We start from the raw sequence: 13,411 nt of genomic DNA, 5'->3' as shown, positions 1-13,411 counted from the left end.
TCGATGGTGAGAGGAATACGGAGAAAACCGATCCGGCCTGTCCTGTAATTTTCTAAAGCGAATGCTTATGATAGAACTTCTTGAGGTTTCCCCGGCACAACGACAGGGCAGTCATGGCAGCAGAATACTTTCTCTTCCGGCAGATAAAACAGCGTCTGAAAGACGGCAGTGCGCATTATTTTTACATCGAACCTGATCTGAGTGAAACGGAGCAACTTAAAGCGCTATGCCGCCATTACAACGGACATATCCGGCAACGTGCGGTGCTGTGCCTCGGACTGAAGCGCGAGGTGTCGGCTTTTGCGGAACTCGTTGAGCGGGTTAATGACTGGGTGGAAGAAGTTGCCCGTTCGGCGTGCAGCAGTCTGCGGCGCTGGATGCGTCCGGAGTTTGCTGGTGTTTTTGTCGGGGGGCTGCCGGATATCTTCGGGTTGCTGAAATGTACCCGCGCTGATCATCGCGGAATCGTCAGTGAAATCGTGGATTATCTCGGGCGGGAGGAAAATAACCTCGCTTTGCTGACCGGTCTTAAGACCAGTAATCCTCATGTCGCCCGTCTTTGCCTGCGTTTGTTGCTCGACAATCCCCGGTTTTCAACTGAAAGGATCTTCAAGCTGGCGATGCATCAGCATGATCCTGTCGTCAGGTATCACGCCGCTCAGTTTATGCTGAATAAGCCTGAGCGTGTAAATGATGAGGTATTTGCGTTGCTACTCGCCGACCGGTTTGCGCCAGTAAAACAACGGGTTTTGCAGTACGCGGAGAATCACTCGTTGCCTGTTGCTGAGAAAGTATTAAAAGGTTTGTTACTGGATAGTAATAGCCTGGTACGCCAGCGTGCCTGCCGTTTATATAGCCAACATTATGGTGATCCGCAATCCATTTATCTGGCTGCTTTTCATCATGCAGATTCGCGACCAGCTACGCGTAAAGCGGCATTGCTCGGGCTGGGTGAACTGCGCTATCCGCAGGTGCTGGCACTGGCGGAAGCTGTCACTGAGGCATACTCTTTTGGACTGTATTTCGCAGCACTGAATATCCTCGTAAAGCATCACGGCGAGGATGCGCGTGACCGTTTAATCCAAAACCTCAGCCATCCTGAACTGGCGATTGCCAGACTGGCGCGGCGTATTCTCCTGCGGGATAAACTGCTAGTGACTTTGGCTGACCTTCAGTCCTCTTATGAGAAAGCGCCATCTAATGAACATGCACTTTTAGCGTATTCTCTGGCGCATCGACTGAATAAATGGGACTGGCTGATATTCCTGCTGAAAAATGCGAAGGATGCAAATCTTGAACTGACACGGCAGGAAATCGCCAGGTGGCAGCGGCATTTTAACCGTTCAGCGATACAACCTTATGCAGCGCAGCGTGAAAAATTGACCGGTCTTTTAGCCGTCGCTTCCTTTTCACATCTGCAATCCTATTTATCCTGATTCAGCGCTTCGCCTTATCCCGCCTCGGTCTGACGGCGATATCCGTAATTTGCGTATCGTCACTGGCGTCGATCACCAGACGTACTGCCGCAGCCACTGATTTCGGCGTGCTGTATTCGCGCGGGTCGATGGCTTCAAAGTTGCCCTGACTTTCACGAGTTTTGCGATTCATCGGCGTATCTGTCGGGCCGGGTGCGACGGTGGAGACGCGCACGCCGTATTCGCTTTCCTCCTGTCGCAGCGCGTGGGCGAGGGCGCTGAGGGCAAATTTTGACGCGCAATACACCATGTTTCCGCCATCGGCTTTGGTACCGGATCCTGAACCGATAAACACCACCTGACCTTCCTGTTTTCTCAGCGCCGGTAATGCCAGTCTCGTGAATTCAGCGGGGGCAAACACGTTAATGGAAAACTGCTGCTGCCAGTCCTTCGGCGTTGCATTTTCAAGAGGTAACGGTTTGGAAATGGCCGCCGAATGCACCAGCATATCAATCGCCGGTATTTCACCGACAAACCGCACAATGGCCTCAAAATCATGCAGGTTAATTTCAACAGCTTCGACATTTTCAATCAGCCGCAGCGCAATCAGGTTGTCTTTATTACGCCCGAGCGCATAAACGCGATGGTCGCGCGCCAGATTGTGGACAACCGCCCGTCCGATACCGCTGGTACCGCCGGTGACCACTGCAACAGGGAGTGAACTCATGATGTTTTCCTTAGGTTTTTTCATCAAGTTATCAGCTTTGCGCAGGGCGAACGACTGCGTTTATTGGATTAGCTTTTGCACGGAGTGGAATAGTGATGCTGTTTTTTGGAATAATAAAAAAAAGGGATTAATTCTTTATTTATCCCGCCGCTTACATCCTGACTAAATCGGTAAATAAACTGTGGAAAGAGGCCCTAATGCGAGATGAGAATACTGGCGGAGAATATATGCGCGAAGAAAATTCCTAAAAAATCGGAATAGGCACCCAATTGTTATTAATTTCCCCAATATTTTGTCTTACCAAAAGCTGCATTCTTATCATGCTCAGATTATCTTGTGCTGATTGCTTTCATTTTTATGTGAATTTTCATGATTTTTTTCATGTTTAACGGCTTGCTATAGAGCAAAAATCTTAACAAATGGGTTATTCAACTTAATATAGCGCAGCCTGAGTGGTTGTTAGTATATTGATCTGGCGGGAGCAAGGGTTGCTCTCAGAGTCAGGGCGAAAATATCGCTTAATAACGACGCCATCAATATCTCAAGGACTTACAATGTTTAACACTAAAAATAAAACGCTGGTTATTGCTTTATCTGCCCTTATTTCAGCTTCTGCTTTCGCAGCTGATGATCCGACGCCACCGGCGGGTGCCGATAATGGTTCCGGACGTATTCATTTCACCGGAACCGTGATTAATGCACCTTGCTCTGTCGCGGCAGGGGATGAAGACATTAATGTGAATATGGGACAGGTAGCGAATAAAGTGCTCGAAAGTGGCAGCAAATATTCGCAAAACGTGAACTACACGATTCACCTGCAAGACTGCGACCTGGCGGCCCAAACCGTGGGTACTGTGGCTTATCCTGCGGTTTCTAAAGTCGCGGTGTCATTTACCGGCACACCTGACAGCAGTGCAACTGAACTGCTGGCGAATACCGGCAGTGCCAAGGGTGCGGGCATCCGCCTGATTGACGCTAACGGCGATTTGCTGAAAGTCGGTGATACCTCTAAAGATATTGATCTGGTGACGGGTAATAATAATCTGGTCTTTGCTGCGCGTGTGGAAGCCAATACTCAGCCTGTTGCCACAGGTACTCTTGTTTCTCAGGCAACTTACGCCCTGAATTATAAATAAACGTCCGCTATCACTTGGGGGGAGTATTTCCCCCTTTTTATCTTTGCCAGTACCGGGGTTTTCGATTTATTACCATAAACAAGTGATTTTATTATGGCAGTTGCGATGGAAAGGATTTTCACAGGGAAACGGGCAGTTACCGGCGTTGTTTTATTTTTATCAGGATGTTGTATTTCAGTCAGAATTTTCGCAGTGGAATTTAACGTTAACTTTATTGATTCCGCCGACCGTAATAATGTCGATTTATCGCGTTTTCAGGTGGCTGATTATATCGCACCCGGCGAATACCTGCTGGATGTGGTACTCAATGGCCGCACGCTCGGCGATCAAAGCCTGATAAAGTATTATGCCTCAGAAGATAATAAAAACAGCCGCCTTTGTCTGCCGCCCGCGCTGGTGGATAAATTCGATCTGACGAAGGATGCCCGCCAAAAGCTGACGCTCTGGCATCACGGCGAATGTACCTCTTTAGACCGGCAATCAGAAGTCACCGCCCGCTATGACCAGGAAAAACAAACGCTGAACATTAGCATTCCGCAGGCGTGGCTGGTTTTTCACGACCAGAACTGGGTGCCGCCTTCACAGTGGGATAACGGCGTGAACGGCGCGTTGCTCGATTACAACCTGCTCGGCAGCAAATACATGCCGCATTCTGGCGACAGTACCACCAGTTTCAGCAGCTACGGCACCACCGGTTTTAACCTCGGGCCGTGGCGTGCCCGTGCGGATTATCAGTATTCATCGTCGCGTACCTCCGGCACACCGGCCAGCGATCAATTCACCTGGACGCAGAGCTATTTGTATCGCGCTTTACCGTCGATGGGGGCACGACTGACGGGCGGACAAACTTATCTGAGTTCTGACATTTTCGATTCTTTCCGCTTTCTTGGCGCTTCACTGAACAGTGACCAGCGCATGTTACCGCCTTCATTACGCGGTTATGCGCCACAGGTCACCGGCATCGCCAAAACCAACGCGAAAGTGAGCATCAGCCAGAACGGTCGAGTGATTTATCAGACCAATGTGTCGCCGGGGCCGTTCGTGGTTCAGGATTTAACCGAAGCGGTTCAGGGCGCGCTGGACGTGAAAATAGAGGAAGAAAACGGCAGCGTCACGACCTATCAGGTGACCACCGCGACTATTCCGTTTCTGACCCGCAAAGGCCAGGTGCGCTTCAAAACGGCGATGGGTAAACCGACCACCGGCAGCAGTCATCACGTTTTGCAGCCCGGTTTTTACAGTGGCGAAATGTCGTGGGGCGTGCTGAATGATTTCTCGGTATATGGCGGCCTGATTGCCACAACCGGCAACTATCAGGCGCAGGCGGTCGGTGTCGGACAAAATCTGCAAAAGCTCGGCGCGGTGTCTTTTGATGTCACACGATCTTCGGCGACCGTGCCGGTGGCGGGTGAGCAAACCGGCCTGAGTTACCGCGCCAACTATTCCAAACGTTTCGACTCCACCGGTAGCCAGATAACCTTTGCCGGATACCGTTTCTCGGAAAAAACCTTCATGTCGTTCAGCCAGTATCTCGACAAGATGAACGGCGACGGTTATTCGCGCGACGATAAACAAACCTACACCGTTACCGCTAACCAGTATCTGCCGTGGCCGGCCATCACCTTGTATCTGTCAGCGACGCACAAAATCTACTGGAACGAGAGTGCCAGTAACAACTACAGCGCGTCGGTGAGCAAGATTTTCGACATCGGGCGCTTTACCGGCATTTCCGCGACGTTCTTCGCCAGCAAACTGAATTACCGCAGAACCGATGAAAACCAGATGTTTTTGTCGCTGAGTCTGCCGCTGTCTTCCGGGCAGCAAATCAGTTACGACGCGCAGCAGGACTCGCAAAACGGTTTCTCGCAAACGGCGTCCTATTACAATAGTCAGGATCCAAATAACAGCTGGCGCGTGGGCGTGGGGGGAAGCAGTCCGGATCTGCAAAAAGGCCAGGGTGTGTTCCGCACGAACTACCAGCACATGTCACCTTACGGGCAGTTCGGGGCTAACGGCAGCGTGAAAAATAACGATTACCGCTCGGTGAATGCTAACTGGTACGGCTCGATGACCGCCACCGCGGCGGGTGCGGCGCTGCATCAGAGCAGCGCGGGCAACGAGCCGCGCATGATGTTATCAACGGGCGTAAAGGGGATCCCGGTCAGCGACGGCGCATCAGTCACCAACGATTACGGGATCGCGGTGGTCAACGGTGTGTCGAGCTACCAGACCTCTGATATTCGCGTGGATGTGAATAATTTGCCGGACGACATAGAAGTTTACGGCTCGGTGGTCAGTAAAACGCTGACCGAAGGGGCGATTGGTTTTCGCAAAATGCGCGCGATCAAAGGCGAACGTCTGATGGCGGTGATCCGTCTGAAAGACGGCAGTCATCCGCCGCTCGGTGCGGCCGTCACCGACAACAGCTCAGGTTTTGAAGCGGGACTTGTCGGCGACGGCGGACTGGCGTATCTGGCCGGAGTGTCCGGCGAAAAATCTCTGACCGTGCACTGGGGCGAAGGGCAGCAATGTCAGATTCAGGTGCCGTCAGACCCCGGCGCCCGCGCCGGACAAATTTTGCTACCGTGCAGCTAATGAAAACTGAAAACCAATCATACAAATTTTACGAGGAAAGGAAGTCCTGATGCACAAACTCATTTCATACTGCGCACTCATGCTGATGGCTGGCGCGGCGTATCCGGTTTATGCCGCCATCAATCTTGACCGGACGCGCGTCATTTTTAACGGCAGCGATAAATCCGTCAGCGTGTTGCTGGAAAACCAGAGCAAACAACTGCCCTATCTGGCGCAGGTCTGGCTGGAAGACACGCAGGGCGAAAAGATCACTTCGCCGCTGGTGGCCTTGCCGCCGATGCAGCGCATCGAAGCCGGACAGAAAAGTCAGATCCGCATCCTGCAATTGCCGCAAGCCGCCACTCTGCCGAAAGACCGTGAATCGCTGTTTTACTTTAACGTGCGCGAAGTGCCTCCAAAGAGTGACATGTCAAACGTCATCCAGGTGGCGATCCAGAGCCGTGTGAAGCTGTTTTACCGCCCTGTGGCATTACAAGATCAGCTAAAGGAAAACTGGCAGGAGCAGCTTGAAGTTTTCGGTCTCAGTGACGGACTAAAACTGACCAATCCCACGCCGTTTTACATCACCGTCGGCTATCTGGGTAAAGATAATAAAGGCAATTTTGCGGGTTTTGATAGCGTAATGCTGGCACCGTTTACCTCTGAAAATCTCACCGGCAGCCGGTATGTGAGTCATCAGTACAGCCTCGGTTATATGGATGATTACGGAGGTTTGCAGGTGAACGAATATTCCTGCCAGACCGCGCATTGTCAGCTTGTGCCAAAAAATCCTCAGGCGAAGAGGTTGTGATGGTTGAACTGATTCGGTTTTTAAGCGGACGAATGACAGTCCTTTTTATCATGCTGTTATTTTCCCGCAGCGCGCTGGCGCTGGACTGCGTGGAGAAGGGTACCGGAATTGTCGACAAACTGCCGATCCCGGTCGGGCAACTCGCTATTCCGGCGAATGTGCCACCGGGCACCAAAGTCTGGGAATCCAACGACATCACCGTGACCGCGTATTGTGACAACGTGCTGGGCAGTAGCATTGACGTGGTGCATTTCTATTTTAATCCCAAATCACAGTCGATTGGTGAAGGGTTGAGGCTGGGCGTCAGTTATAACGGGCAGGAGCTGGAGCAGGATCAGCAGCGCGCAAGTACCAACAGCCCACCGATTCAGCGGGGTGGAAGTGTGACGCTGGACGTCACATTCCGTCTGTATATCAAGGTTACCGGCACTCCGCCTTCCGCCGGATATTATCTGGGCGCGGATCAGTTCACGGTATTTCAGCTCGACGGCAGCGGCAGTGTCAACAACACGCCGGGGGCAAAAAACCTCAAATACAATCTGTCAGGTTTACAAGGGGTGCGTTTTCTGGCCTGCGGTTCAGATCTGAAAGTGTATCCGGAATCGCAGATTTTAAATTTTGGCGAAATTCAGAGCACAACGCTTTCCCGCTCGGCGGGCGTCTCGCTGCCGTTTGCTATCCGGGCTGTGAAGCAAGGCTGTCTGGATAACTTCTCGCTACAGGCGGAATTTTCAACCGCCAGTCCGCTGCTTGATAACACGGCGATTGATCTCGCTAACGGTGCGAAACTGATGTTATTTAACGAGCAGCAACAGGCTATTGCGTTCAACCGCTACGATGACTTTGCTCAGCTGAATAATGTGAATGAAGTGACCAAAAACTTTACGGCAAGAGTGAGCGCCATTCCCGGAAGAGAGCTGTCGCTCGGGCAGTTTGATGCGTCGGTGATCGTAAAAATTAACTATTACTGACGGCTTTCCAGCAACGTCACCTGTGAGGATAAGCCTGGATGCAATGGATACTGGCTCAGTTGCAGGGGATTAATTGAGATACGCACCGGAATTCGCTGCACATCATAAATCCAGTTCGTCGCGCCGTTTTTGGCTGACAGTGCGGCCAGCGCGGTATCTGTGTCCAGATTGATCCCTTCAATCTGGCCGTCTAATACGACTTTTCTGCCATTAAACTCAGTCAAGATGGACGCCTTCTTGCCGATAAGCAGGTCAGAAAGTTGCGTCGCTTTAAAACTGGCGGTCACCCACATCTGATCGTCGGGCACGATGGTCATCAGCATTTGTCCGGCGCTGACGCCCACGCCCGCATGCACATTGTGCCGGGCGACATAACCGGTCACCGGACTGCGCACTTCGGTACGCATCAGTGCCAGACTGGCTTGCTGAAATTCTTCGGTGGCCTGCGAAACCATCTGTTGCTGAGCCGCATCAGAAGCGTCAAGTAATTGCTGATCCTTACGGTAGGCAGCAATTGCTTCATCCAGCGCTCTCTGGCTGCTGCTGACGGCTCTGAGGGTCTGTTGCAAATCCTGTTTTGAAATTGTCACCGCGCCTTTTGACTGGATCCGGCGATGATACCTGCTCAGCGCCTGCTGGTACGTCATCTGGGCTTTCAGGATGCGGGTATTATTCTTTTCATCGGTGGCATAACGGACCTGCGTTTTTTTGACTGATTCTGACAGTTTATTCTCAGCCTGCATATAAAGGTGCCGGGCTTCAGTGTCGTCCAAACGTACCAGTAAATCCCCTTTTTGCACCCGGCCGGTGACGGGCGCGAAAACCTGCGCCACCCGGCCACTGATTTGTGCGGCAAGCGTTATTTCATTGCCGGTGATATATGCATCGCGGGTGCTGGGCATAGCAGAAAAATTAAAATGCCCCCCGGTGGTGAAAATAAAGCACGAGATAAAAATAAATATCCTGATAAGTAATCGTGTTTTATTTCTTGTCTGAAGGGGCAGCGAAATGCGATGTGTTTTTGCATCGTGCCGTAGTTTCATGAAAAATCTTAATTCGCCTTTCCGTAGGAAATAGAAATCCTCACGCGTTCCGAGCACTTAACAAGCCGTGAGGTCATGTCAGTCAGCAGGGGCGTGTAAATATGATCCGTGTTTAAAATATCGAATAAGAATAATCTCAGTCGTCTGATAAATACAGCGGACACGTCGGAAAATTTTGCAGGTGATATCCTACACGTGAAGTCCTTGGGGAATTTTTAGAATTGATTAGTACTATTTTTCTTAACGCCAATGGCAATGGTATTAGGGAGGCTGTAGACTTAATATGAACTCCGTTTCCGGCAAAGAAGAATGCTATAGCATGAGTAAAACGAATAAATTAAACGCTGTCATTGTGGACGATCATCCGCTGGCGCGTATGGCGATTAAAAATTTGCTGGAAAGCGAAGGCATTACCGTGGTCGCAGAAGCCGGAGATGGCGCGCAGGCGCTGCTGCTGGTGGAAGAACACTATCCGGATCTGGTGATCGTGGATGTGGATATTCCGGTAATGAGTGGTATTGAAGTAGTGGAGAAACTCAGGAAACAAGCCTTTAGCCGTATTATTATTGTGGTTTCTGCCAAGAACGATCTGTTTTATGGCAAGCGTAGTGCCGATGCCGGGGCGAATGCTTTTATCAGTAAGAAAGAGGGCATGACCAATATTATTGCCGCCGTTAATGCTTCACTGAATGGTTACAGTTACTTCCCGTTATCATTACATGCTTTTATGGGCAGCTTGTCCTCCGAGCAGGAAATGTTGCAATCGCTTTCCAGTCAGGAAATCAAAGTGATGCGCTATATTCTCGGTGGTGCGGATAATATGAAAATCGCCTCAGAAATGTTTATCAGTAATAAAACAGTCAGTACCTATAAAAGCCGCTTAATGGAAAAGCTAAACTGTAAATCGCTGATGGATCTTTTCTCTTTTGCGCAGCGCAATAAAATTGGGTAAAAGCATGATAATCAGGGTAATAACGTTGTGGTTTGTCTGGTTGTCGGTGATATATCCGGCACAGGCGGCAACGCCCGAACCTGCAACCCTGACGCTGGCCAGCGATTATGACGTTTTTACCCCGGCACTTCCGTTAAACCATTACGATTTATTATGGCTTGCTGCCAAGCGTACGCTGAACATGGGCGTTTATGGCACAGAAATCCCGCCGCTGAGCCTGAATTCCTCCACCGGCCGTTACCGGGGAATGAACGCGGATTACCTGCGGTTGCTGGAAAATTCTTTGCAGGTCAGTGTCGTCATTAAACATTATAACGACGAAGCGCAGGCGCTGGCCGCGCTGAAAGACGGCAATATCGACACCATTCTGACTTCACCCTCCGGCAACGTTGACCTGACCGCGCCGTTAGTTGCCTCGCTCCCGCTGGTTCGTGCGTTTCCGACGTTAGTCACCCGACAGGCCGATGTGATGAACCCGCTGTCCGATGATAAGGACGAAGTGCGGGTGGCTATCCGGCGCGGATATCCTTCCGAACAATTTATCAGAATTGCGTTCCCGAAGGCTCAAATCACCGCGTATGACGATAACTATCTGGCGCTGGCTTCCGTCGCCAATAAACAAAATGACTACTTCTTTGGGAATAACCTGACGTCGAGTTTTATTCTGGCCCGCGATTTTTATCAGTCGCTGCAAATGGTGAAATTCTGGCGTGAGCCGCAAACCGGCAATCACTTTATTGTTCTGGATAATCAGTCGCAACTGCGCGGCATTCTCGACACCTTTATCAGTTCCCTGAGCGAACAGACGCATAAACAGGTTGCGCAGTCGTGGGTGGATACCGGCAACGTCTCGTTTCTGAATAAAGCGATGAAATTCACGCCCCGCGAAGAACGCTGGATTGCCAAACATCCGGTGCTGAATGTGCTGATCAACCCGTATTACGCGCCGCTCAGCATGATGGACGACAATCAGGAAATCCGGGGGCTGCTCGGCGATATTCTCAATCTGATCCAACTCCAGACCGGGTTAACGTTCAAGCCGGTCATCGCCAATTCCAACAGCGACATGGTCAATATCATGCGCAAAGGTGGCTGGGATCTGGTGCCGACCGCCACTTACAGCGTCGAGCGCGAAGAAGATATGTTATTCACCCACCCGTTTATCGCCACGCCTTTTGTGCTGGTGACGCGTGCCACGACGGATCAGCCGGATATTCTGATGCCCGGCGATAAAGTGGCAATACCCGCTTACCATCCGCTGAGTGAAAAGCTGAAAAAGAAATACCCCGGCGTGACCTGGGTGATTGCCGAGAACACCAGCACGGCGCTGAGTAAACTGATGCTCGGGGAAGTGGATGCCGTTGTCTCCACCCAGCTCGCCTCCCGGTTTATCATCGACCATTATTATCCGGAAAAGATGACCTATACCCGCATCCCCGACGAGCCTTCGGCGCAGATTGCCTTTGCTATCCCGCGCGGTTCACTGGAGTTGCAGAGTATTTTGAACAAGGCGCTGGATGATATTCCGCCGAAAGAAATTCTCAATGTGGCAGGCAAATGGGTGAAAGCGCCGGACGTCAAAATCGGCACCTGGAATCTGTACAACCGCCCATTTTATCTGGTGGTCGGGCTGGCGGCGTTACTGGTGATCAGCAGCCTGTTGTGGGGAGTCTATTTGCTGCGCGCCATCAGCCGTGGCAAAGCGTCGCAGGCCGCGCTGAGCTATCAACTGATTTTGCGCCAGACTTTATCCAACGCCATTCCGGTGCCGGTGTATGTCATTACGCCGGAAGGTGAGTTAGAAAGTTATAACAGCGCTTTCGGCGAGTTTTTCACGCCACAATTGCGTGAAAATATGCGCCATTCGCTGTACGACCGGCGCAGCCCTCTGGCGGATATTTTCCCTGATGTGCAGCAGGACATTCAGCAAGGGCTGGTGCCGGACACCGTCATCACTCATCAGCTGGTGCTCAATAACGGTCAGGAAGACCGGCTGATCCTGCACTGGCTGACCTCGTGCCAGATGCCGGAAAACATGCCAGCGACGCTGATTTGCGGCTGGCAGGACATCACGGAATCCCGGCAACTGATGAAAGCGTTGCAGGTCGAAAAAGACAAAGCCATTGACGCCAGTCAGGCGAAAAGCCGGTTCCTGGCGGATATGAGTCATGAGATCCGCACGCCTGTCAGTTCGATCATGGGATTTCTTGAGCTGCTGACCACCCGCAAGCAAAGCCCGGAAGAAGCCCGCGAGGCGATTGAACTGGCCTACAGTACGGCGCAGACGCTGATAGGGCTTATCGGTGATGTGCTGGACATGGAAAAAATCGAATCCGGCAACTTTACGCTGGTACCTGAATGGGTAGATCTGGGGGGGCTCGTCCACGCGACGGTGGCGAATTTCGAAGGGCTGGCGCGTCAGAAACATCTCCGGCTGACCGTCGATTGTCGCCTGGAAGAAGGGAAAACGCTATGGCTGGATCCGCAGGCTTTCAAACAGGTACTGTCTAATCTGGTCAGTAATGCCGTCAAATTCACCACGCAGGGCGGGATTGAAGTGATGGCACATACGCAGGCGCTGGGCGAGGAGCGGGTTTACCTGTCAATGAGCGTGCGCGATACCGGCGCCGGGATAAGCGAGCAGGAACAGCAGCAATTATTTAAGCCGTTCAGCCAGACCGCCGTCGGTAAACGCAGCGTTGGATCCGGGCTCGGGCTGGTGATTTGCCGCGAAATGGTCGAGAGAATGTCCGGGCAAATCAGCCTTGTCAGCCAGCCGGATGCGGGCACGACCATGACGGTCACGCTGGTGACGCGTACTTCTGACCATGCGCCAGGCGTTTTGTTGCTGGCTGAACAGGAAGCAGTGCTTCCTGCTGCATTAAGGATTGTGATTTCCGAGGATAACCCGACGAATCGTCTGTTGTTGCGCCGTCAGCTGGATATGCTCGGTTATCATGTGGATGAAGCCGAAGACGGTTTGCAGGCGCTGAATCTGATCCAAAGGCAGGATTACGATTTGCTGATCACTGATCTGAATATGCCGAACATGGACGGCATTACGCTCACGCAAAAGGTGCGGGAAACCAATCAGCAGATCATTATCTGGGGTTTAACCGCTAATGCGCAGACCGATGAGAAAGAACGTTGTCTGGCGGCGGGCATGAATCTTTGCCTGTTTAAACCTATAGACCTGCAACAGTTGAAAGCGGCGTTAAGCGGCGTGCATATGTTCGCAGATACCCGCCCGCTGGAAGAATTCGTCGATATGCCGACGCTTGAGGCGCACAGTCTCGGTGACAAAAAGCTGATGTGTCAGATGCTGGAACAGTCGCGCATCGAAAACGATAAAGATATGGCCGCCGCGTTACAGGCGCTGGAACGCCAGGACCGGGATGTACTGCGACACCATCTGCACCGGATCAACGGCACGATGCAGCTGCTGGGCGCGACAAAGTTGCATTTGCTGGCGGAAAAGTTAGAAGACGTGCTGGCTACCGGGCAACAGGGTTTACAAATAGAAGCTGCAATAGAAGAAGGTACTGCGCAGCTTAAACAGCAAATCATGGCATTCAGCGCCGCCATCGAAACGTATTCAAAATCCACCCGACATTAATATTGTGTTTTATCCCGCTAAGCCATTCTCCGGAATGGCTTTATTTTTATCCGCCGGTGTGATAAATATTTATTTAAGCGGATGTTCATATTCCCTGTAATCCTCCATTTTACTTCAGACGTTATTCGTTGCCTACGCGTGTAGGCCGAGACCTTCATTAAAATAA

General features: G+C 51.5%; 9 protein-coding genes. 7 read left to right on the top strand and 2 right to left on the bottom strand.

The window, feature by feature from the left end; translation table 11 throughout:
* The first annotated feature begins 113 nt into the window (after positions 1 to 113).
* Entirely contained in the window at positions 114 to 1,436 is a 1,323-nt protein-coding gene (locus ACJY2G_RS03955; RefSeq protein WP_430319509.1) for a HEAT repeat domain-containing protein, read from the top strand.
* A 1-nt stretch (position 1,437) separates the two neighbouring features.
* Here the strand turns inward: ACJY2G_RS03955 and ACJY2G_RS03950 are convergent, their stop codons facing one another.
* Positions 1,438 to 2,142 (bottom strand): SDR family oxidoreductase, encoded by a 705-nt coding sequence (locus ACJY2G_RS03950; RefSeq protein ID WP_439291318.1) that lies wholly within the window; start codon positions 2,140 to 2,142, stop codon positions 1,438 to 1,440.
* Positions 2,143 to 2,696: 554 nt separating this feature from the next.
* On the opposite strand from ACJY2G_RS03950, the gene ACJY2G_RS03945 reads away from it, so the two are divergent.
* The 4 genes from ACJY2G_RS03945 (at position 2,697) to ACJY2G_RS03930 (ending at position 7,634) form a co-directional block, all read left to right on the top strand.
* Positions 2,697 to 3,278: a fimbrial protein gene (locus ACJY2G_RS03945; RefSeq protein ID WP_113877688.1), complete on the top strand. Its 582-nt coding sequence runs from the start codon at positions 2,697 to 2,699 to the stop codon at positions 3,276 to 3,278.
* Between the two features lie 192 nt (positions 3,279 to 3,470).
* The gene (locus ACJY2G_RS03940) at positions 3,471 to 5,873 is read left to right on the top strand and encodes a fimbria/pilus outer membrane usher protein (RefSeq protein ID WP_430319511.1); all 2,403 of its coding nucleotides are present in this window, start codon (positions 3,471 to 3,473) and stop codon (positions 5,871 to 5,873) included.
* Between the two features lie 79 nt (positions 5,874 to 5,952).
* Complete coding sequence (locus ACJY2G_RS03935) at positions 5,953 to 6,663, top strand: fimbrial biogenesis chaperone (protein ID WP_238485447.1); 711 nt, start codon at positions 5,953 to 5,955, stop codon at positions 6,661 to 6,663.
* The gene (locus ACJY2G_RS03930) at positions 6,663 to 7,634 is read left to right on the top strand and encodes a fimbrial protein (protein WP_430319512.1); all 972 of its coding nucleotides are present in this window, start codon (positions 6,663 to 6,665) and stop codon (positions 7,632 to 7,634) included. The genes ACJY2G_RS03935 and ACJY2G_RS03930 overlap by 1 nt, the downstream gene beginning before the upstream one ends.
* Here the strand turns inward: ACJY2G_RS03930 and ACJY2G_RS03925 are convergent.
* The gene (locus ACJY2G_RS03925; RefSeq protein WP_159281632.1) at positions 7,628 to 8,536 is read right to left on the bottom strand and encodes an HlyD family efflux transporter periplasmic adaptor subunit; all 909 of its coding nucleotides are present in this window, start codon (positions 8,534 to 8,536) and stop codon (positions 7,628 to 7,630) included. The genes ACJY2G_RS03930 and ACJY2G_RS03925 overlap by 7 nt on opposite strands.
* Positions 8,537 to 8,996: 460 nt before the next feature.
* Between ACJY2G_RS03925 and evgA the strand changes: the two genes are divergently transcribed.
* The gene (evgA, locus tag ACJY2G_RS03920; RefSeq protein ID WP_113877684.1) at positions 8,997 to 9,629 is read left to right on the top strand and encodes an acid-sensing system DNA-binding response regulator EvgA; all 633 of its coding nucleotides are present in this window, start codon (positions 8,997 to 8,999) and stop codon (positions 9,627 to 9,629) included.
* Between the two features lie 4 nt (positions 9,630 to 9,633).
* Complete coding sequence (locus ACJY2G_RS03915) at positions 9,634 to 13,245, top strand: response regulator (protein WP_430319513.1); 3,612 nt, start codon at positions 9,634 to 9,636, stop codon at positions 13,243 to 13,245.
* Positions 13,246 to 13,411 lie beyond the last annotated feature (166 nt).

Source organism: Rahnella sp. ATs2 (genome assembly GCF_051851855.1).
Taxonomy (GTDB): Bacteria; Pseudomonadota; Gammaproteobacteria; order Enterobacterales; family Enterobacteriaceae; genus Rahnella; species Rahnella variigena.
The sequence above is the reverse complement of the archived record's forward strand: the minus strand, read 5'-3'. Positions and strand labels throughout refer to the sequence as shown.